Raw genomic sequence first — 21,898 nt, forward strand, 5'->3', positions numbered from 1 at the left:
GTTGGTGACCGGTGGCCAGGTTCCACACCCGCACCGTGTGATCGTCGGAGCCGGTCACCGCCACCGGTCGCCCGCCCTCCACCGTGCACGCCACGGCCTTCACCCACTCGGTGTGCCCGGTAAGGGCTTTGCCACGCGGCCGACCGCTGATCAGGTCCCATATCTGCGCCGTGCAGTCGGCGGCGCCGGTCACCGCAACCGGTCGCCCGTCCACCACCGTGCACGCCACCGCATTCACCGAGTCGGTGTGTCCGGTGAGGGGTTCGCCATCCTGGCCGGTGGCCAGATCCCATATCTGCGCCGTGCAGTCGCTGGAGCCGGTCACCGCGACCGGTCGCCCGTCCACCACCGTGCACGCCACCGCATTCACCGAGTCGGTGTGTCCGGTGAGGGGTTCGCCGCGTAGCCGACCGCTGGTGAGATCCCACACCCGCACCGTGCAGTCACTGGAGCCGGTCACCGCGACCGGTCGCCCGTCCACCACCGTGCAGACCAACGCATTCACCGAGCCGGTGTGTCCGGTGAGGGGTTCGCCGCGTAGCCGACCGCTGGTGAGATCCCACACCCGCACCGTGCGATCGTCGGAGCCGGTCACCGCCACCGGTCGCCCGCCCACCACCGCGCAGGCCACCGCATTCACCCACTCAGTGTGCCCGGTGAGAGGTTCACCGTGCGGCTGCCCGGTGGTCAAATCCCACACCCGCACCGTGCAGTCGCCGGAACCGGTCACCGCGACCGGCTGCCCCTTCAGGACCGTGCACGCCACCGCAGTCACAATGCCGGTGTGACCGGTGAGGGTATCGCGCCACGCCGGGTTGAGGTGCCGGCCCGTTGCCGCGACGGCCGTCCACGTGCCTGCTTCGGTCTTCTCGGTGAGGGCGGCCACGAGCGGTGTGGCGTTGTGGCGTGCCGCGTCCATGGTGAGGATGCGGCGGCGGGTGGTCGGGTCGGTGTACCGGTGGTCGCCGATGGAGGCGCGGTACACCGCCCAGGCCGCTTGGGTGTCGTCGGTGTGCGCATGAGGGAAAGCGGTGACGAGGGCGGCCGGGTCGCCGTGGACCAGGTACTCGCTGTCGGCGAGGAGTCCGTCGAGGCAGCGGGCGGCCTCGGCGTGATCGAGGGCGTGTCGCAGGAGGTATGGAGGTGCCGTCTCCCAGTCGCGGACGCGGCCGTCGTGGGTGGTGTGTGTGGCCAGGAGGTGGTCGAGGACGTCCTCGGGTGTGGGCGCGGGCATGTGGGTGGTGGGTGGGTCGGTGAGGTGGTCGACCAGGGCTTGGTGGAAGAGGCGGTGGAGCAGGGTGCCGTCGGTGTCGGGGGTGGCGCGCAGGTAGAACAGGGCGTCGGGCAGGAGGATGCGTGCGCGTTCGGGGTTCAGGTCGGCGAACAGGCCGGCGAGCGGCAGGGCCACCTCCAGGGGCATGCCCTCTCCGCGGGCCAGGGCCGTGGCCGCGAGGATGGCGCGGATGTCGCGGCCGTGGGGGTGGGCGGCCAGGTCCAGATCGAGGACGGCGGGAAGCGTCGTGGGGACGGAGGAGCCCAGTCTCACGGCCGCGTCGACGCTGTCCGGGGCGGGTATTCGCGCCAGGTGTCGGGTGAAGATCCCGGCCACCAGGAACGCCCCCCACTGCGCCCGCTGCCCGGGAAGCGGGGCGAGGCGGTCGGCGACGGCGTGCGCGAGGCGGTCCCGGATCGCGCGCATGCGGGGCGGGGCGTAGCCGGGCGCCGTGGCGAGGATGCCGGCCAGGTGGTCCGCGACGTCGGCGCGGACCTCGTCGGGGTCGGCGTCGTCCAGGTCCACCAGGCCGCCTGTCGCGTCGGCGAGGTCGATCAGCGCGGCGAACTGCGGCCAGGGACGAGTGCCGACCAACAGGCGGACCGCCGGGCGGCCGTCGGCGCGGACCATACCGGCCAGGCGCACCAGTTCCGCGCACAACCCAACCGGGTCCGATGCCTCGTCCAGGGCGTCCACGACGACCGCCGGTATCTCGCCCGCGCCGAGGAGCAGGCTCGTGAGCCCGGCGGCGTCCAGCGGTTCGTCCGGTGTGATGGCGGAGTCGAGTTGGCGCGCGATCGAGGTGAACACCTCGGCGGTGGTGCGGCCGCGGGCGTGGACCGCCGCCAGTCGGTCGTTGACCGAGGGGCAGCCCTGCGGATCGCGGGCCAACCGCGCCCGCACGAGCGGCGCGACCGGGACCAGCTCGGGGTGCGCGGCACACGCGAGTGCGCCCAGCAACGCCGACTTGCCCACCCCGGGATTGCCCACCACCACCCGAAGAGCACCCGCGTCGACGTCGTCCAGCCACGGCGCGAGCGCACGCAACTGGGAGCGCCGGCCGGTGAACTGCGTACCGGCCTTGTCGGCGAAGTGCCGAGCGTCACCCGGGGCGAGGAAGACGCGCAGCGCCGGATCGACATCCGCCACGCTCGCCGCGGCCGGATCGTGGAAGGGGTTGGGGAAGAACGGCAACGCCGGCTCGTCCTCGGCCAGGACCATCGCGGTGCTCTGCACGCTCTGCACCGGCCCCGGCATCCGCTCCACCCGCCGGCGCACCCGCCGGGTCACCGTCGAGAACGGGACGTGGGAGCGCGCCGGGTCGGTGTCCAGCCCGGTCCGGGCGAGTTCCTCCAGCACCTCGGCCAGCGCGAGGCTGAACCGCCCGTCGTACGCGTCCTCGCCCCCACTCGACGCGGCGATCACCCACGCGTTGGCCGGCGCGTGCGAACCGTGGACCAGGTGCGGCAGCGCCGCCGCCCGACCGGACCGGCACAGGTCGAACAGGAACAGCGTCGCCACACCGCACTCCTGCGCGTCGTCCACCCACTGCGCGATATTCGTCCCGTGCCCCACCACCGCATCCGCCGGGACCACGTCCACCCGCCGCGGATTCGAACCGCTCGCCTTCCCGTGCGAGGCCACGTACACCACCCGCGCGGTCCCGATCGCACCCGCCACCGCCGCCCGCAACGCCGCCGAGCCGACGTCGCGGTGCACCTGCGTCGCGTACCCCAGACGCTCCAACGCCGCCGACACCCTCGGCACCACCCGGTCGACGAACGGCAACTCCGCCCACGCCGAACCGCCGACCGGAACCTCCTCACCCGAGGCGTCCGCCTCGAAACGCCCGATCCCCACCACCACCGCACGCCCCACACCCATCCGCGCCCCCTTTCCCGGAAGGCCACCCAGCGTGCCAGGCACCGACAGGCTCCACCCACCGAACACGACGAATCCCGGGTACACGCCGGTCGCATGCCTCGTGAGACACCGTGACGTCCGGAGAAGGACGGATTCCGTTGGGCCCACCCTCCGGGCCTGTCTCAGGGGAGAGAGTCATCTGGCGTGGGGAGAGCGGACGAGCACTCCCTTGGGCAGACGCGTGCCTCAGCTCGTGGCACAGAGCGAGTAGACGTGGAAGTAGGTGCCGGCTGCGCGCGGCGTCCCTCGTGGTTGTCGCCGCGGAATTGTCCCGACCGATCGACGCCGGGAACGAGCGCTCGGTGCTGTTGTTCGACCACGACGCCGACCATCGCGAACGCGAACAGTGCAGAGCCGCGTTCGCCGGTGCCGCCGTGTCATCATCGACCGGTGACGGCAGATGCGCGTGTGCGGTGGGCGTGGGGATCCGTGGTGCTCATATCGGCGCTCCTGGTGGGTGCGACCGCCTGTGGCGAGGAGACGGCGTCGAGGTCGGCGCCCCGAGGCGTCGACGGCCGGAGCGGGCCGGCTACCGCGCCCGAGAGCCCCGATGCGGCGACATGCCCACCATCGGGCCTGCGGATCACCGCCGACGAACCCGACGCCGCGATGGGCCTGCGGGCCATGACCTTGACGATGAGCAACTGCGGGGAGAGCACCCGCACCGTGTCCGGCTACCCCGACATCCGGGTCGTCGGGGCCGACGGCACCCGACTCGATGTCGCCGTCGAGCCCGGGGCCGCGTCGATCACACGCGCCGACCCCTCCTTCCAGGCCCCGCCGCAACCCGTCACGCTGCCCCCCGGGGCGCGGGCGATCGCCGGTGTCGTGTGGCGCAACACCGTCACGGACGGGAACGGCCCCGCCGCGAACGGGCGTTACCTCGACGTCACCCCTCTCACAGACCAACCCGCCCAACACGTCCAAGTCCCGGGCGGCCTCGACGTGGGCAACACCGGCCGCGTAGGCACCGCCCCCTGGTGTCCTGCCGACTGAAGGCACGGGCAGTACCGTTTCGCCGATGGCCGAGGCTGCGGTACAGCTCTTGGGCGGGGCGAGTGTCCGGGCGGACGTTGAAGTACGTGTTCGCCGCGCCGGCCGCCGCTGGGCACGGATATGACGGCACGCACCGAACTCGGCAACGCCGTATCGCAGGCGCGCTGCGTATGAACGGATACGTGGGTCCGCAGGCGGCCGATTCGGTATTGCCGACGGTTGTCGACCGGACGCCTTATCCGTGCAGCGGATTAGTGGGGGTGTCGAGCCACGGGTGTTCGCCGCGGGCGTCGACGGTGAGGCCGAAGCGGTCGAAGGTCGGGCGGCCCAACTCGATCCATCGGTGGTGGGCGGCTTCGATCTCGTCCCACAGGCGTCGGGCGCCGCTTTGGTACACCACGCTGGTTGGGCGCGTGTCGTGCAGGACCGCAGCGGCCCAGGAACGGTCGGCGAGTCCGTACAGCCAGACGCTGACCGCCGCGTCCCGACGATCGCTCAGCAGCACGCAGTCGGTGACGAGCAGGGAGGCGGCCGTCATGAACGGGTGACGAAGCGGATCCTCGAAGCCGGCTTCCCGCGCGGTCAACGTCGTCCTGGTCGTGTCGGCGTCGCCGGGGAATCCGTCGGGCAGGTACGCGGCCTGGTCCAGGTGCTCGGGGCGCTGGGAGCGGATCTTCATGAACTCGACCGGTGTGGTGAACCGGCCCGACGCGCTGCGACCGTCATCGGCGACGACCAGGCGCACGACGTGGTCGGCGTTGGTCAGTCGGGTTCCCCACGGGGCGACGATCAGCCCGCCCGGGCGGGTCTGTTCCACCCACGCGTGGGGGATGCGACGCAAGCCCGCGGTGGCAATGACGCGGTCGAAGGGCGCCGACGGCGGATGACCGAGGAGGCCGTCGCCGGTGACCACGGTGGGGTGCAGGCCGTGGGAGCGCAGGGCCTTTTCGGCGTCGGCGGCGACAATCGGGTCGATCTCGACGGTGGTGACGTGGTCGGCGCCGAGGCGCTGGGTGAGCAGGGCTGCGTTCCAACCCGTGCCGGTGCCGATCTCCAACACGTTGTGGCCGGGGCGTGTGTCGAGGTCCTCGAGCATGGCTGCCACGACGCTGGGCATCGACGCGGAGGAGGTCGGTACGCGGCCGGGGGCCGGGCCGGTGTGTCGTCCGTCGTCCCACTGGGTGGTGATGGGCACGTTCGCGTCGGCGGCCTCGAACCAGGCGTCGGGGTCCGCGTCACGGTCGCGGACGGTGCTGGTCGAGCCCGTCATGTCGAAGGGCCACATCAGCCGGGGCAGGAACCACGCGCGGTCGATCGCCTCGAAGGCGGGCGCCCATGCCGGGGGCATGGCGCCGGAGTCCAGGAGCGCGCGGTGCAGGCGTGCTCGGCCGGGGCGCACGTGGTGGGCGGCGAGTGTCACTTCTTGTGCTTGCCGGAGCCGTCCGGGGTGGTGCCGTCGGGCGACGGCGGATTCTGCGGGGGTGTCCACGGCTGGCCGGGGTGATCGTCCTTGTCCGGGTTCTGACTGCCGTTCGCGATGATCACTTGGAACCGCATATGCCCTCCCCGAGTCGGGCACACCGAGTGTGCCGGGAATCACTGTACGGATATGAGGTCGTCGGGACCAGGCTGTGGGGCCAACAGGGCGCGGGTTACGGTTCGCCGCGGCGCCTGTGGACGACAACGGCGTGACCCGGCGTCCCGGTTCCGGGATCCGCAGGCCTCAAGACAACCCTGGTCACGCGCCTCTGTGGTGACACGATCCGTGAGCCCTGGGATGGCGGTCCTGGGCGCTACAGTTCGCCGACGTGAGATCACCCGAGGAACTCGACACGATCGATTGGCAGTTGCTGTACCACGCCTACGGGGACGGCACCGACGTCCCGGACCGGATCCGGGCCCTGTACGGCGACGACGCGGATCGCGCCGACACGGCCTTGGGCGAGTTGTTCAACCATGTGTTGCACCAGGGAACGGTGTATCCGGCGACCGTGGCGGCCGTGCCGTTCCTCGCTCACGCCGCCGTGCACGCCCCTCACCAACGAGCGGGTGTGCTCGCGTTGCTGGCGGGCGCAGGAGGTGAGGGTCCCGTTCCGCGGGCCGGCGACCAGGAAGAGGGGCACGCGCGGGTCGGGGCGGAAGTCGCCGGCCTGTTGCACCTGCTCGGCGACGACGACCCGCAGGTGCGGCGCCATGCGGTGCGTGTTGCCCGCCGCGCGAGCGCGCAGACTCTGCCGGCGGCGACGCGGGAACTGGCGGCGGCGTACGCGACGGACCCGGCTCCCGCCGTGCGCGCGGAAGCCCTGATCGTCCTCACCCGCATCGACCCCGACCCACGGGCCCGCACACGGCGCCTCCACGAAGCACTCGCCGATCCGGTCGCCGCCGTCCGCGCGGTCGCCGCCCTGGCCCTTCTGGAACAGGAACAGGCCCCGTACCCGGCGGACCTGGTCGCAGTCCTGGCCGACGCCGGGGGCGATCGCGAACTCGCGGTCAACCGGGTCGAATTCTTCCCCGGGATCGGCGACACCGACTCCCGCGTCGCCGCCGTCCTGGCTCACGACCCGGACGCCACCGCCACGGTGGCGCGCGCCTGGATCGCGCAGGGCAACGTCGAAGGCCGCGGCTCGCGCCGCGCCCACGAGCTCTCCACTCACTGGCGCGGCCGCGAAAACGACACCCTCGCCCTCCTCGCCGCCGCCCTCCCCCACGCGGCGACGCCTTGGGACCTGTCCGAGCTTCTCGGCGCCGTCATCTGCTGGGCTCCCGGCGCCACTTACCCCGACTCCTCGCTCGGGGACAATCTCATGCCGCACGCGCTCGCCGACGCCACCACGGCCGAACTTGCCCAGCTGGCCCTCGGCCTCCTCGGCGACGAACGCCTGCTCACCGCCATACCCGACCCCCAGCCCAGGCCGTTGGTCGCGCTCGCCGCCCGCACCCGAAACCTCGACCACCAACGGCTCGCGCTGCGCCATCGCAACGCGTGTCCCGACGAGCTCCTCGCCACGCTGACACCCCACGCCGCCCGCGCCCTGCTGCGGGACCTTACAGACCTGCTGCGTCGACGCCCCACCGTGGCGCTGGTACGACGATTCGGCGACTGGGGCATCCGCGACACCGAACTGCTCGGCCTGCTGGCCCGCAACGCCTGCGGCAACCCCGGTGAACTCGCCACCGCCGCGACGGTCGCCGCCGCCCGCCTCGGCGCCGACCCGGCCCCGGCACTGGACCTGCTGGCGCGCCACCTCGAGGCTGATTGGCGATGCCTGGAGGAGGCGGGCCGCCTGGGGCCGACGGCCGCACCACTGCTCCCGCTGGTCGAGGGCTACCTCGCCGACGACTACGCCTGGGCGCGGCGGGATGCCGCCGAGGCCCACTGGCGCATCACCGGCGACCACTCCGAAGCGGTTCCGGTGCTGACCGATCTCGCCGAAACTCTCCCCCTGGCCGCGCTCGAAACGCTCCTGGCGATCGGCCCGCCCTACCCGTCCCGCCTGCGGCCGCGCCTCCTGCACTGGGCGAACACCGACCGTCGCGTGCTGACCGACGACATCTTCGCGCCGCCCACCGAAGCGCCGATGGACACCCAACTCCGCTCCGCGGCAACGCGAATGCTGACGTGAACGGGCGGGCACGGCGGTTCCCGCCCGCCACCGGCCGCCTCGTCGGGTCCGCTCCCTGACGATCGCCGAGCGGGCGGCGCGACGGCAATGCTCGACGCCGCCCGCCTTACCTCGCCCACGATCCGCGAAGTCCACGTCGCTTTCGGACACTCGACCGTTCACGGTCAGGTCGTCGGTATCGACCCGATGTCTCAAACTCGGCTCTTCCAAGATTTTCGTAGTGGGTGACCGAGTACGTCGAATGGTGAGACGCGACAGCACCGTTGGTAGAGACTGGTGTCGTGTGACATCGATGTGCAGGTCTTGTTGCCGCAGTTGGCCGCAGTGCAGGTGGATGCGGTGGAGGTCGGCACCGCGCTGATACGAATCACGGCGCGGACCCGGGCCGGGGTGCCTGTGGTGTGTCCGGGGTGTGGCCGGTCCTCGGACCGGGAGCACAGCCGGTACGTGCGGCATGTTGCCGACGAGGCGGTCGGCCCTCGCCCGATGATGGTCGACTTGTCGGTGCGTCGGCTGTACTGCGACGAACCGGACTGTCCCAGGACCACGTTCGTGGAGCAGGTCCCCGGGCTGACGGTCCGATACCAGCGCCGGACCCCGGCCCTGCAGCGGCTGTTCGGCGCGGTGGCGGTGACGCTCGCCGGCACGGCCGGCGCCCGGCTGCTGCGCCGCCTGCATCAGGCGGTCAGCGGCAGCACGCTGCTGACCGTGCTGATGGCGCTGCCGCTGCCCGCAGTGCCGGTCCCGCAGGTGCTCGGGGTCGACGACTTCGCGCTCCGACGCGGCCACCGCTATGCGACGATCGTGATCGACGCCGTCACTCATGCCCGCGTCGACGTGCTGCCCGACCGCAAAGCCGAAACGCTCACCTCCTGGCTGCGCGCGCACCCGGGGGTGGAGGTCGTCTGCCGCGACGGCTCGGCCTCCTACGCCCAGGGCATCGCCGACGCCCTGCCGGGCGCGGTGCAGGTGTCCGACCGCTGGCACTTGTGGAACGGCCTGGCCGCTGCGGTTGGAGAAAACGGTGGCCGCACACGCCGCCTGTTGGCGTGCGGCACCGCCCCGGGTGACGCCCGGATCGTGCAACGAGCGCACCCTGCAGCGACACGCCGCCGTCCACGAGTCGCTCGAGGCAGGCGTGAGCCTGTGTGAGACCGCCCGCCGCCTCGGGCTCGCACTGAACACGGTCAAGCGCTACGCCCGCGTCACCGATCCCGACCAGCTCGTCCGTCCGCCCCAATACCGCACCTGCCTCGTCGACCGCTTCCGCGACCATCTGCGCGAACGCCGCGCGGCCGGCCCGGTGGCCACCACCGCCCTGCTCGCGGAGATCCGAGCCATGGGCTACACCGGCAGCGCGAACCTCCTGGTCCGCTATCTCGAACAGGGACGCGCCGACGAGCCACTGGCGGACCCCTCGATCCGCCGCCTCACCGCCTGGATCATGACCGACCCCGACCACCTGACCGACGAGCGGCGCACCCACCGCGACAGACTCACCGCGGCCTGCCCCGAGATGACCGCCGTGACCGCCCACGTCGCCGCATTTGCACAACTGTTGACCCACCACGAGCACCCCGACGAGAAGCCCGCGCCCCTCCAACACTGGATCGAGGCCGTGACCGCCGACGACCTCCCGGCCCTACACCGCTTCATCCACGGCATGGACAAGGACCGCGCCGCCGTGCAGGCCGGCCTCGACCTCCTCTACAGCAACGGAGCCACCGAGGGCGTCAACAACAAGACCAAGCTGCTCAAACGCCAGACCTACGGACGCGCCGGCTTCGCTCTTCTCCGGCAGCGCATCCTGCTCAACTGACCAACACACCCCGTTGACCCAGTTATCGACTACGAAAATCTTGGAAGAGCCTCAAACTCCGTGAAGCATGCGTGTTCTGTTCGTTTCCCACCCGCGGAGTTTCGGAGAGGTGCCCCCGGAAGGTCCGGGGCGTGAAGCGGGTGCTTGTCGCCCCGGGCTCGATCCCGAGATCGAGATTCCCGTGCCATCCGGTCAGTTCTCCGTCTGGTACCGCTGGATGACATCGTTGGGCACGCGGCCCCGGGCGTTGACGTCGATTCCGCGTTTCCTGGCCCATTCCCGCACGTCCGCCGGGTTGGGTCCCAGGACCGCCGCGCGGGGCCTCTTGCCGGATGCGTGCGGTCGCGACCCGACCTTTCGAGCGGCTCCGAAATACGGACCGAGCCGATCCAGCAGCGTTTGGAAGGTGTCTTCCCCGAGGTCGATCTCGTAGTGGACACCGTCCAGCGCGAACGTGTGTGTGCGGACTCCTGCGCCCGTCTTGCCGTCGATGTCGTCGACGAATTCCGTAATCACGCGGCGAGCCATACCAATCCCCTTTTATCGCAGTTGGAGGAGCCTACAACGGACCTGCCCCCACATGCCTTTTCACTGGATGTTCCTATCGGATCCGCAGGCGCTTGTCATGAGGATTGCGCAACGCCCGTTGGTGCAAGGCTGATCGCCACCCGTTCGCGGCGAGTTCCCGCGCGGGCGGGGTCGAGCCGTAGGGCGTGAATCGAACGTCCGTGCTCGGCGAGACGAAAGAGCCGACCGTCCCACCCGGTCGCATGCCACCCGCGGTTACGTCGCTCGTTCGTGGCGGTACCGCTGCGCGTTCGTGTGCGGATCCGAAAATCGTTGCGACGCCCGCCGGTGCCCCTTCATTTCGGGGCCCGGCCGAGCCGTGTCCACCAGGGCATCGACGCAGCGTGCCCGCGCTTCTGCTGCCACCTTCGGTCACTCCGGAAGCGGCACCCATGGCCGGGGACGATCGCACCGAAACATGTCGAGTGAACGATCGGGAGCCCCGGCCCGTGCTGCGCTTTTCCTGTTCTTTGTGATGCGTGCGTGCCGCCCCGAAGGACACTTCCGGGGGTGGGGAGACGACACGACGACCCTGGTTCCGCGCTGCGGCGAAAGCGCGGGAATCGGCGCAGACTCGTTCGCAATAGAGCATGCCGGCATCGGCTACTCCGCCGACGTCGTGGCGACTGCCTCCCCAACGGTTACCCGAGGTTGACCATTGCTGCGGATCCACTCCGCAAGGCGGCCGGTTCCTTTTCGAGGACGGAGACTCCTTCTTCGACCGTCGCGAATCGCAGCCGTCACCGAACTCGTGGCACGCTGCCGCGGGTGTCGCCGATCCGGACCTGCTGCGACGGGGAATGCTCGAACGGTACACACAACCCTCGCCGTGGCGCCGTGTTTCCCCCGGGTCGACGGGCCCGAGCCGATCGGTGTGCGCCGGCCTCGGTCGGCACACGGGACGCGGTCGTATTCGGATCACCGGACCTTGACGCATTCTCTGCAGGAACCTCGCGTCGTCCCCGACGACGACACACCGACAATCCACGAATACGCCGACCACGCTCAGGGTTTCCTCGTTCCGAGGTCCACACCTGCCGCTCTCAGGGCCGCGGCTCGCGCGGGGGTGAGCGTTCCGTCCCGGTACGCCTTGCGTTGCGCCCACAACCACCTGCCGATTTCCACGCCGTCGCCGGTCGCGTACCGAGCGGACATGTCTTGCGGGTCGGTGCCGTCGGCGATCAAAACGGCGAGCTTCGTGTGCCACCGCGCCTCGACGTCGTTCCAGACGAACCCCATGGCGTCCAGTTCGGGATCCACCCGATCGCCGCGGGCATGCCGGTTTCGCACATTGTTGACCTGCTGCCCCAATGCCCGCGGCGGATCACCGACGGTGTAGGCGACGGGCACGAGAAGGTCGCCGTGCTGGTCCCTGTAGGCGCGCAGGTCGGCCAGGAATTGCGCGCGATGGGACTGTGCGGGTGTCCACTCGAAGCCCAGTGACTCCAGTTGGCGGGCGTACGCGGCGGGAACCGATGCGCGTCCTCGGGCCCGCAGCTTGTTGACGCGGCCGTCCAGGCGCTGTCCGTCGGGTTCGGGACACACGTATGCGTGGGGCACGTTCACGTGGCCGTGTTCGGCGTGGAAGGTGGACAGGTCCGCCAGGAGGCGGGCACGGTCACGGTCCTGGGGAGTCCAGCACATGCCGATCGCGTCCAGCTGCCGGCGCCGGTGCGCGCTGACGATCGTGCGGGGCCGACGGAGTTGTTTGAGCCACGCTCCCAGACGCACCCCCGAGGGGGCGACGTGGTCGTCGGGCGGGGCGAGGTGCCCGTGTTCGAGGAAGAACGCGCGCGCGGCGCCATAGCGTTCCTCCCAGGAGCTGGTGAAGGCGTGGATGGCACGCACGGTCACCGCCCGGGCGAAGTCCTCGGGGGCCGGCACGCCGGTGACGCGCAACCAGGACGGCGGCTCGCCGGTGGACAGACGCGGCTGGGAGTGGGGGCGGGGTGCGCTGCCCTGGGCGCGGCGTGCCTCGATGAACTCGGCCGCCAGGTCCTCGTCCGCGGCCGCCAGTGCGGAACACACCTGTACGACCGTGGACCACTGCGTGGATTCGAGTGCGGCGGCCGGGTCCTGGTCGGGGCCGAGGACGGCCGGCACGATGATGTACCCGACCTTGGGAACGCGGGGGTCGCCACGACGCTGGGCGCGACCGATGGCCTGTGTGACGGCGATGTAGGAGGACCAGTCGCCGAACAGGGCGACGGCGTCGACGGCCGGCAGGTCGATGCCTTCGCGAAGCATCTGCACATTTGCGACGACCACCAGGGTGTTGTCGTCCGCGGTGGGTGTGCGCAGGCGGTCCAGGGTTGCGCGTTGGTCGGCGCGGGGTTGGGTGCTGTCTATGTGCCCGGCCCACAGCGTGGTGGGGCGTTCGTCGGGCGGGAGCAGGCGTATGGCCTGTTCGAGGGTGGTGGCGAAGGCGCGGGCCTGGGCGATGGAGGGGTGGTAGGTGATCAGGCGGCGGATGCCGTACTCGTGGGCGGCGCGCAGGATGGCGAGTTGGCTGGCGAGCATGTCGGGGGCGAGCGCCGCGCCGGGGCCGAGGTGGTAGTACGTGCCCCCGTTGTCGGAGGCTCGGCGGGCGGCGTCGCGGATGGCGGCGTCGGTGATGACGGGAACCAGCGTGCGGCAGGGGGCGAGGAGGTTGTCGGCGACGGCCTTGCCGGAGGTCAGCGTATGGGCGCGAGGGCCGAAGACGGTCTCGTCGTCCATGCCGACGATGCCGGTTCCGGAGACGATCCAGGGGGTCGCGGTGGCGTAGATGCGGCGGCGGGACGGAACGGCGTCGTCGTCGTGGATGATGCCCCAGGGCTTGTCTTCGCGTCCGGCGCTGCGGTGGGACTCGTCTGCGATGGTGACGGTCCAGGGGCGTAGTCCCAGGCGGTGGGCGGCTGCCAGGGTGGGGAGGCTGTCGTAGGTGGAGGCGACGGTGGCGCGACCGGGGGGCGCGAGGAGGGCCGCGAGTTCGTCCGGCCGGGAGGTGACGCGGCCGCGGATGTCGTTGTCGCGGGTCAGAGGGCTGAGGATGTGCGGGTCGGAACAGACGGCGAGGACGCGGCCCAGTTCGTCGGCGCCGACGGCTTCGGCCGCCTCGCCCAGGAGTTGCCGGACCAGTGCGAGGTAGGGGACGACGATCAGGATGCGTCCGTCGTGCGGGTCGAGGACGGACGCGATGCGGTCGGCCGCGGTTACGGCGGTGCGGGACTTTCCTGTGCCGCACGGCATGGCCAGCAGCCCGCGGGGATGTGTGGTCAGGGTGTCCACGATGTCTTGGACGGCGTGGAGTTGATGGGGCCTCAGAGGCGATGCCACGAATGTTTTCCTCGTGTGCGGAACACGGACGGGGGACGATTGTGGGTGTGGCGCGCAGGGCGCCGGCCGAGCAGGTACTTGGAGCGAAGTGGTGTGGAGCCGGTCCCCTGGATCGAGATGTGTGCCGGATGTCTTGATGCCGACGGTCCACGCGGTCACAACGTCGGCGACCGGCCGAGGTCTCGATCACGGGATCCGCTGTGGATTGGCGACCGGTGTTCGGTGCCGTGAGCGGTGGGTTTCCGCGGCCGGATGGTCCATCGACGGCGGGGCGTCGAGGCAGTTCCGTCCCTGTGTGCTTGTGGACATCAAGTGGACATCACGCTGCGGACAAGGACATCAATTTCGGGACGGTACATCCGTTTCCGGATCGGTGCGCACGGTCGCGGTCAGCCGCAGCGCGGTGTCGATCAGCGGCACGTGCGAAAAGGCTTGTGGGAAGTTGCCCACTTGGCGCTGGAGGCGCGGGTCCCATTCCTCGGCGAGCAGGCCCAGGTCGTTGCGCAGCGCGAGCAGGCGTTCGAACAGCTCGCGCGCCTCCTCGACCCGGCCGATCATGGCCAGGTCGTCGGCGAGCCAGAACGAGCAGGCCAGGAACGCGCCTTCGTCGCCGGGCAGGCCGTCCAGGCCGACGCTGGTGCCGTTGGTGGGGTAGCGGCGTACGAAGCCGTCCTCGGTCAGTTCGCGCTGGATCGCCTCGATCGTGCCGATCACCCGTTTGTCCTCCGGCGGCAGGAAGCCCACCTGCGGGATCAGCAGCAGCGAGGCGTCCAGCTCGGTGGAGCCGTAGTACTGGGTGAAGGTGTTGCGCTCGGCGTCGTAGCCGTACGCGCACACCTCGCGGTGGATCTCCTCACGCACACCCTTCAGGTGCTCCAGCATCTTCCCGGTGTCGGAGTCCTCGGGCTGGTCGACCAGCATCTTGATGGTGCGGTCCACCGCGACCCACGCCATCACCTTGGAGTGCACGAAGTGCCGGCGCGGCCCGCGCACCTCCCAGATGCCCTCGTCCGGGTCGCGCCAGTGCTGCTCCATGTAGTCCATCAGCTTGAGCTGGAGCGCGTGCGCGTGGTCGTGGCCCTCCATGCCGGCGACCCGGCCCAGGTGCAGCGCGTCGACGACCTCGCCGTAGACGTCGAGCTGGAACTGCTCGGCGGCGGCATTGCCGATCCGTACCGGGTGCGAGCCCTCGTAGCCGGGCAGCCAGGTCGCCTCGTACTCGGTGAGCCTGCGCTCGCCGCCCACGCCGTACATGATCTGCAGATTCTCCGGGTCGCCCGCCACCGCCCGCAGCAGCCACTCGCGCCACGCCTTGGCCTCGTCCACGAAGCCGGTCTTGAGCAGCGCGCCCAGCGTCATCGCCGCATCCCGCAGCCACGTGTAGCGGTAGTCCCAGTTGCGCACGCCGCCCACGTCCTCGGGCAGCGAGGTGGTCGGCGCGGCGACGATGCCGCCGGTGGGGGCGTACGTCAACGCCTTGAGCGTGATCAGCGAGCGCACCACCGGCTCGCGCCACGGGCCCTGGTAGGTGCAGCGGGTCATCCAGTCGGCCCAGAACGACTCGGTGTCGGCGAGCGCCGCGAGCGCGTCGGTGCGCAGCGGGCCGTCGACGTGCGAGGGATGCCACGTGAGGGTGAACGTGACCCGGTCGCCCTCCCCGAGGGTGACGTCCGAATAGGTGGTCAGCCCGCGTCCGTAGGTCTCGGTGTCGCTGTCGAACCACACCGCGTCGGGCCCGGCGACCGCGACCGTGCGGCCGTCCGCCTCGCGGCGCACCCAGGGCACGACCTTGCCGTAGTGGAAGCGCATGCGCAGCTCCGAGCGCACCGGCACCCGGCCGGACACGCCCTCCACGATCCGCACCACCACCGGCGCGCCGACCAGGGCGTCGGCCGGCGGCATGAAATCGATCACCCGAACGGTGCCCCGGGGGGTCTCCCACTCCGATTCGAGGATCAGCGAGTCGCCGCGATAACGGCGGCGTGTCGCGGGGCCGCCGGAGAGCGGCGCGACCCGCCACGAGCCGTGTTCCTCGCTGCCGAGCAGGCCGGCGAACACGGCGGGCGAATCGAAGCGGGGGAGGCAGAGCCAATCCATGGAACCGTCGCGGCCCACGAGAGCGGCGGTTTGCATGTCCCCGATGAGGGCGTAGTCCTCGATGCGGCTGGTCACTGCGTCTCCTGGGAGTTGTCGGGCCGTGGGGCAACGGCCGGGCGGGCGGGGAGGGCGTTCGCGTCGGTCTGGTCGACCGGCGGTGTGTGTTCGTGGTGGTGGTGTTCGTGGGCGGGTGTGCGGGGTGCGGGTCGTGGTGTTGTCGGGTCGGTGTGGGCCGCGGCTCGACGCCTCGGTACGGCCCACACGGACCTCTCGTGGTCAGCGCTGGGTTGGGGTGTCGTTCAGGAAGCGCACCCAGCTTCCGGTGGGGAAGGTGAGGATGGCGTCGGTGAGCTCGAGCGTGGGCGCGAGCTTGGTGTCCGCGACCTCGACGTCGTTGTCGGTGCCCAGTCCCGCCTCGACGCAGTTGACGTCGGCGCTGTAACTGCTTTTGCGGCGTGGGTGGTTGTTCATGGGTTCCTCCGGTTGCGGTGTCGTGGATGCTCGATCGCCGGCTGGTCGGGGTCGGTGTTCGCCGGCGGGTGGAGGGTCGGGGGTGGCGTCGGCCTCGGGGGTGCCGTCGTGGGTGGTTGCCGCGTTGGACGGTGTCGGGGCGCCGAGTGAGTGTCGCGGGCTCCTGTTCGGGGCCTGCGGGGTGCGGTGCCCGGCTCCGCGTGTGATCAGGGCGGTGAACGCGGTTGCGGTGAGGGTGAGTCCGGCCGCGGTGAACGCGGCGCGGGGTGCGAGGGGTGCGAGGAGTGCCGCGAGGGGCAGGGCCGCGAGTCGGGTACCTGCCGCGGCGGCCTGGTCGAGGGTGGCCAGGCGCAGACGTACGGGGGCGGGTGCGTCGGCGTGGGCGGTGCGGGAGGCGATGTCGAGGTGGGGGCTGCACAGTCCGGCCAGGAACGCGAGGGTGATTGCGGTGGCGGGTTGGGTAGCGCCGGCGCGGGCGGTGTGGACGAGTCCGGCGGTCGCCAGGGCCCAGCAGGCGATCGGGTAGGCGGATCGGCGCGCGGTGAGCGGGGTGTGGGCGAGTGCTCCGGTAATGGCGCCGAGGGAGAGTGCGGTCAGGACGGCGGCGTACATGGTGGCGCTGTGAGGTCCGGTCAGGAGCAGGGGCAGCGCGATCATGATCGTGGTGTTGGGGAGTTCGGTTGCGGCGCGCAGGATCAGTAGGCGTCGTGGGTGCGGATGGGTGCGCAGCCAGCGTCCGGCGTTGGTTGCCGGGGGTTGGTGGTCGGGGTTCGCTGTCGCGATTTCGGGACCGGGGTGGGGGTTGCGGGTGCGGAGGAGTGCGGCGGCGGTGTGGCAGCAGGTGGCCAGGGCGCAGGCGGTGGCGGGTGTGGTCGGGGCGCAGGCGGTGGCGAGGATGTAGCCGGCGAGGGTGCCGATGCGGGTCGCGGCGTCGAATCGGCCGATGGTGCGCGGGCGTTGGTGTGCTGGGACGAGGGTGGGTAGGTGGGCTGCGGCTGCGGGGTCGCGGACGGCGGTGACGCATGCCAGGGCGATCAGCGTGGTGACGATCGCGGCGGGGGGTGCGTGGGTGGCGATGGCGAGGGTGAGGGTCGCGGTGAGGGCGGCGCAGGCGAGTTCGGCGCGAGCGAGGTCGCGGGGTCGGGTGTGGCGGCGCAGGACGGTGGTGCCGAGGGGGGTGGCGGTGACGGCGGCGGGGAGGGCGGTGGCGGCCATGATCAGGGTGGTGTGCAGGGGTGGGGTGTGGGTGGTCAGGAGGTAGGCGACGGTGGCCGTCCAGGTCAGGCGGGACGCGGCGGCGGTGAGGGCGAACGCGGCGCGAATGTCGCGGAGCGCCGGGCGGTCAGGGACCGGAGTGGCGGGGCGGTTCATGGTTCGGGGCGCGGAATTCGGTTCAGATCGTGGGGAGTTCGAGGAGGAGGTGGGTACCGGGCCGTCGACTGTGCCCGGTGGCTCGGAACATCTTCCGCAGTACCTGTTCGGGGTCGTCTGTGGTCAGGATCGCGGTGGCCAGGACGTGTTCGGATCGGGTCAGGCTCGGGGCGCCGATCACGATCCGCCGGACGGCGGGCACGGTGATGGTGCCGTCGGTGGGTCGGCTGTGGCATGTGGTGGTGCCGTCGGTGTGCAGGACGTATGCGGCGCCGGCCCCGACGATGGCGAGGTCGATGTCCTGGAGGGTTGTGAGCCGCAGGAGGACGGCGTCGACTTTGGGATCCTGGTCCTGCAGACCACGGAGGTGTTCGTGGAGGGCGCCGCCGTAGACGGCGGCTTCGGCGAGGGTGCCCGCTGTTCCGGCGACGCGCTCGGGGTCGCCCACGACGACGGCCGCGGTGCCGGTGTCGCAGGACGTCGCGCGGAACGTTCCCCATTCCCGGCCCGGAGATTCTCCGTTCTTGTGCTCCTCGACGACGGTCAGGCGCAGTTCGTTCGGGGCGGGCACGGTGTGGGTGACGATGTTCATGGTGATCCCGGTTCGTAGTGCGTTGTCGAGGAGGTTCCACCGCAGGGCGTGCACGAGGGCCTGGGTGCGGTGGGTGGCGTCGAGGAGGGCGAGGAGTTCGGTGCGTGCTTCGGCGTAGGCGCGTTGGGTGAGGCCGTGTTCGCGTCGGATTTGTTGTGTGCGGTGGCCGTTGGCCCAACCGGTGAGCAGGGCGTGAGGAAGGCTCGGGAGGCAGGGCGGGTGAGGGTGCGGTGGGTGGTCGCGGGCGGCGGGCAGGGCGTCGTCGTGGGCGGCGATGACCATCGCGTGGTCGAGCGTGGCAGCGTCGTAGGCCTGGAGGAGGTTGCGTTTGGCGTGTGCGAGCAGCGCGTTGCTCAGACCCAGTGCGTTCCTGGTGTGGGCAACGTCGTGACCGCGGGCGCGGAGGTCGAGGATGGACAGGTGCAGTCGGGTCTCCTGCGGACTGCCGGCGGGCGGAAGGAGTCGGCGGTGGGCGTCCGCCGGTTGCTCGGGGAGGGCGTCGCTCACGGGCGTGTCGGGTTGCGGCGGGGGTCGAGCGCGGTGGCCCGGGCCAGGCGCATGACGTCGGCGTGGGCGTTCGGGCGGTCGGGGATGCGGGCGTCGCGGGCGAGGTGGGCGTGGAGGAAGGCGTCCAGGGCGGTGCCGGGGTCGGGGCCGGCGTGGGGTTCGGCGTCCAGGAGGGTGCGGTAGGTGTGCAGGGCCGTGCGGCGGGCGGCGAAGGCGTCGTCGACCAGGGCCGGTCCGCCGGGCAGTTGCCGCAGGTGGGGCCAGTCATGGGCGGGGTCGATCAGATGGGCGGCCTGTCGGGCAAGATCGCGCGGGACGGGTTGGGGATGGGTTGTGCGCGGTCGTGCGGCCAGGTGAGCCAGGGCGGTGTTCGTGTCGCCGCTGAAGCCGGCGGCGATGTCGACGATGTTCGCGGCGGCCACCACCAGCGGGTCGGCGCTGCGGAGCGCGGTGCTTTGGTGGAGGTGGACGGCGGTGTCGGCGGCGTGGACGTCCTCGGCGGCCTGGCGCAGGGCGCCTTCGCCCCAGGGTCCGGTGTCGGGGCGGTGGGGGTGGAAGGCGAGGTCGTGGAGGATGCCGTCCTCCCGCAGCTGGTGCGCCCAGGCGGCGATGCCCGCTGCGGTGGGGGCGAACGCGTCGGGGTGGGGCAGGCGCACGACCAGGTCCAGAACTCCGTCGACGTCGCGGTCGAAGGCGGTCCACCACGGGTGCTCGAGTACGGGCGCGAGGGTCGTCAGGTGGGCGGTGGTGTCGAGTCGGCGGTGGGCGCCGATCAGGCGGGCGCGCAGATGGGTGGAGGCGCCGGGGAGGCGCGCGTCGTCGCGGTGGGCGGCGCGAACGCGGGTCAGCGCCGGTGCGGGCAGGGGAGGTTGGGTGGTGCGCATCGGCACGACGATCTCGACGGGCCGTCCCCCGGCCCAGCCGTGGGCGTCGAGAGGTGGTGCTCCGAGGAGGACGACGCGGCCGATCATCGGCCGGTCGAGTTCCTTGCGGGCCAACGCCTGGTGTGCGGGTTCGGTCAGGTCCAGGGTCAGGTCGAGGTCGTAGCGCGCCAGGCGCACCCGGTCCGGGACGCCGACCTCGGTGCGCCAGGCGGTGAACGCCTTCGTCCACGTTGTCATGTCGGCGTCGGGGCCGGGGAGTTCGGTCAGGGGCGGCAGCCATCGGGGTGGGGCGACGACGGTGCGGCGGTAGCGGATCGTCGGCAGGACGGGCAGGGCCGCGGCCGCGCCCCAGTCGAACGCCGTGATGCGGCGGGCGTCGCCGGTCGGGTCGGCGCATTGCCCCCGCCAGTTCGCCGATGAACCGCGCCACGGCGGGTGTGTGGCATTCGAGTTGGACGGTGTGCGGGGTGCGGGCCTCCAGAACGTGGGGGTGGTCGCGGTGGATCAGGTGCAGGCGGGTGCCGTCGCCGACGACCGCCAGGTCTGCGGGGGTGAGGGTGTCCGGGTCGGGGGTGCGGTGTTCGGCGAGGCTGATCACCGTTTCCGACAGGCGCGGGGTGCGGCCGAGATGCGTGGCGGCCGGGCTCAGCGGAGGAAAGGACACGTGCGCACTGTGGGCGCCGTCGATCAGGGCGGGGACGTGCGACAGGGTCGCGAGGAGATCGCCGCCCGGGTCCAGCAGGGCGGTGAAGCGGCCGCCCGCGTAGGCGCCCGTCTCGCGGGACACGCCGCGCAGGGCCAACGTGAACTCGCCCGCGTCGATCGCCGCGAGGGTGGGGGCGTGCACGTCGAGGAGGAGTTCGAGGTGGGGCGGGAATCGCAGGGTGTGGGGGTCGTCGGGGGCGAGGAGGTCGATCGTGGCGTCGTCCAGGACGAGGTCCTCGCCGCGTGCGAGGGCCCGGCTCGCCAGGGTGAGCAGGGTGCGGTCCCGGTCGGTCAGCGGTAGTCGGGCGGTGGGGGGTGTGCCGTGGAAGCCGTCGGGAAGGCCGATGCCGGTGGCGGGGTCGATGAGGTCGAGCAGCGGGACTGCGGTGCGGGTGCCGTAGGTGCGGGTGAACCGGTCGGCATAGGCGCGCCAGGCGGGTGAGCCGTGCGGGTGGGGGCCGATGCGGGCGAGCACTCCGGCGAGGCGTTCGACCTCTGCGGCGACCGGGTGGGGCAGGGTCGCGGCGGTGTCGGCGCGGGTGTCCACGCTCAGGGGTTGCGCGACGACGTCGGGCAGGACCGTGTTCATGCGCCGCGGCGGGGCCGCGGTTGTGCGCGGCCATCTTGTCGCGGATCGCCCGCAGTTCCGCGATGCGTGCACCGACCGATGGGGGTGTATCGGGGGCCCCTCGGTGGAGGGTGCGCAGGATGTGGCCCAGCGCGTCGGTTTCGGTGGCCGGCGGGTGCAGATCGGTGACGAGCAGCCGATCGGCCAAGAGGACGTCCACCATGGTCCGGGCACCGGCGGGGCCGAGGTCGGGGTGGTGGTAGGCGAGTTCCCCGGTGAGCGCGGTGTAGCCGATCGGGGTGCGGGTCAGGACCCGGACGGTGCGCACCGGTGGGATCAGGGCCACCGACACCTCGTGCACGGTGGTGGCGTGAGCGCCCGCCGGGCGGGGCTGCCACGGCAGAACCCACCGGTCGCCACGGACCACGGCGGCGGAGTTGCGCTGGACCTGCAGGCGTGTGCGGATGTCGGGGGTGTTCTCCAGATCGGTGATCAGGGCGCAGGTCCAGGCGCCTTCGGCGCGGGCGAACGCCCGATGCTCCTGCCCCGTCCGCAGGGTCGCCGCCTCGACGAACCGGCCTTCGGCGACACCCGCGAACAAGCCGAACGGCGTTGCTCGCCCGCGCGCCCGCAGCAGGTACTTGGCCAGCGACAGCATGCATCGGCGAACGGTGTCCGGCGCGGGCTCGGGCTCGCGGTTCAGGGCCTGCAGGGCCTCGGCAAGCGCCGGACTCGCGTGGGCAACGGCGTCCGCGAACGCGGACAGCTGCCAGGCCGCGCGCATCCATGCCAGGCATCGCCGTACCCCGTCGGGTGTGTCATCGGCGGGGTCGGGCCAGGGCGGCAGATCCACCGGGCCGATGAGAGTGGTGCGCACCAGGAACGAGGCCGCGCACGCGTACGGAGGGGCGGGCAAGGGGGCCGCGGCAGGGGGCGCGGGTTCCTCGTCGCCGAAGAACCGCCGGAACGCGTCGGCGGTGTACGCCACTTCATGGACGCGACGATCCAGTTCCGCCGCGCCGTCGGTTGCCGGGGGCGGCTTCCGGTGCGGCCAGGATTGCCGGCCGTGCGTCCGCGTGGCTGTGTCCGGCACCGGTACGGGATCCGGGGTGTTGCCGATCATGACGTGGCGCTCCTGACGGTGGGAGAGGGGAAAGGACGTGGTCGCGCACGCCCGGGCC

The 21,898-nt window shown here is 71.6% G+C and carries 10 protein-coding genes and 3 pseudogenes; 3 read left to right on the plus strand and 10 right to left on the minus strand.

Annotated elements, in window-relative coordinates:
• Window positions 1-3,157: pseudogene (locus ACFXKZ_RS47520) on the minus strand (hypothetical protein); the annotation flags it as partial.
• Window positions 3,158-3,586: 429 nt separating this feature from the next.
• On the opposite strand from ACFXKZ_RS47520, the gene ACFXKZ_RS47525 reads away from it, so the two are divergent.
• Window positions 3,587-4,192 (plus strand): DUF4232 domain-containing protein, encoded by a 606-nt coding sequence (locus ACFXKZ_RS47525; RefSeq protein WP_380012972.1) that lies wholly within the window; start codon window positions 3,587-3,589, stop codon window positions 4,190-4,192.
• Window positions 4,193-4,427: 235 nt separating this feature from the next.
• On the opposite strand, the gene ACFXKZ_RS47530 is transcribed toward ACFXKZ_RS47525, so the two are convergent.
• Both ACFXKZ_RS47530 and ACFXKZ_RS47535 read right to left on the minus strand, forming a co-directional pair.
• Entirely contained in the window at window positions 4,428-5,612 is a 1,185-nt protein-coding gene (locus tag ACFXKZ_RS47530) for a methyltransferase domain-containing protein (RefSeq protein ID WP_380012975.1), read from the minus strand.
• Window positions 5,609-5,749, minus strand: a complete 141-nt coding sequence (locus ACFXKZ_RS47535; protein WP_380012978.1) for a hypothetical protein — start codon at window positions 5,747-5,749, stop codon at window positions 5,609-5,611. Before ACFXKZ_RS47535 ends, ACFXKZ_RS47530 begins: the two co-directional genes overlap by 4 nt.
• 251 nt (window positions 5,750-6,000) lie before the next feature.
• Here ACFXKZ_RS47535 and ACFXKZ_RS47540 point away from each other — a divergent pair, with 251 nt between their 5' ends.
• Both ACFXKZ_RS47540 and ACFXKZ_RS47545 read left to right on the plus strand, forming a co-directional pair.
• Complete coding sequence (locus tag ACFXKZ_RS47540; RefSeq protein WP_380012981.1) at window positions 6,001-7,818, plus strand: HEAT repeat domain-containing protein; 1,818 nt, start codon at window positions 6,001-6,003, stop codon at window positions 7,816-7,818.
• A 303-nt stretch (window positions 7,819-8,121) separates the two neighbouring features.
• A pseudogene (locus ACFXKZ_RS47545) lies at window positions 8,122-9,637 on the plus strand (ISL3 family transposase).
• Window positions 9,638-9,829: 192 nt separating this feature from the next.
• Here the strand turns inward: ACFXKZ_RS47545 and ACFXKZ_RS47550 are convergent.
• The 7 genes and pseudogenes from ACFXKZ_RS47550 to ACFXKZ_RS47580 all read right to left on the minus strand — a co-directional run.
• A complete protein-coding gene (locus ACFXKZ_RS47550; RefSeq protein ID WP_380012984.1) occupies window positions 9,830-10,153 on the minus strand; it encodes an Lsr2 family protein in 324 nt (107 codons plus the stop codon).
• Window positions 10,154-11,209: 1,056 nt separating this feature from the next.
• Window positions 11,210-13,522: a Helicase associated domain protein gene (locus ACFXKZ_RS47555; RefSeq protein ID WP_380012987.1), complete on the minus strand. Its 2,313-nt coding sequence runs from the start codon at window positions 13,520-13,522 to the stop codon at window positions 11,210-11,212.
• 339 nt (window positions 13,523-13,861) lie between these two features.
• A complete protein-coding gene (locus ACFXKZ_RS47560; protein WP_380012990.1) occupies window positions 13,862-15,694 on the minus strand; it encodes a glycoside hydrolase family 15 protein in 1,833 nt (610 codons plus the stop codon).
• Window positions 15,695-15,895: 201 nt separating this feature from the next.
• Window positions 15,896-17,461, minus strand: a complete 1,566-nt coding sequence (locus ACFXKZ_RS47565; protein WP_380012993.1) for an MFS transporter — start codon at window positions 17,459-17,461, stop codon at window positions 15,896-15,898.
• 22 nt (window positions 17,462-17,483) lie between these two features.
• A complete protein-coding gene (locus tag ACFXKZ_RS47570; RefSeq protein ID WP_380012996.1) occupies window positions 17,484-18,560 on the minus strand; it encodes a hypothetical protein in 1,077 nt (358 codons plus the stop codon).
• Entirely contained in the window at window positions 18,557-19,810 is a 1,254-nt protein-coding gene (locus tag ACFXKZ_RS47575; RefSeq protein WP_380013113.1) for a thiopeptide-type bacteriocin biosynthesis protein, read from the minus strand. Before ACFXKZ_RS47575 ends, ACFXKZ_RS47570 begins: the two co-directional genes overlap by 4 nt.
• An 85-nt stretch (window positions 19,811-19,895) precedes the next feature.
• A pseudogene (locus ACFXKZ_RS47580) lies at window positions 19,896-21,840 on the minus strand (lantibiotic dehydratase family protein); the annotation flags it as partial.
• Between the last annotated feature and the right edge of the window lie 58 nt (window positions 21,841-21,898).

The sequence above is a fragment of the Embleya sp. NPDC059237 genome (assembly GCF_042754105.1).
Classification (GTDB): Bacteria; Actinomycetota; Actinomycetes; order Streptomycetales; family Streptomycetaceae; genus Embleya.

What these genes read in the sequence shown, in the direction of transcription:
- ACFXKZ_RS47535 (WP_380012978.1), bottom strand. Translation starts at nt 5,749, where the DNA reads ATGCGGTTCCAAGTGATCATCGCGAACGGCAGTCAGAACCCGGACAAG.
- ACFXKZ_RS47565 (WP_380012993.1), bottom strand. Translation starts at nt 17,461, where the DNA reads ATGAACCGCCCCGCCACTCCGGTCCCTGACCGCCCGGCGCTCCGCGAC.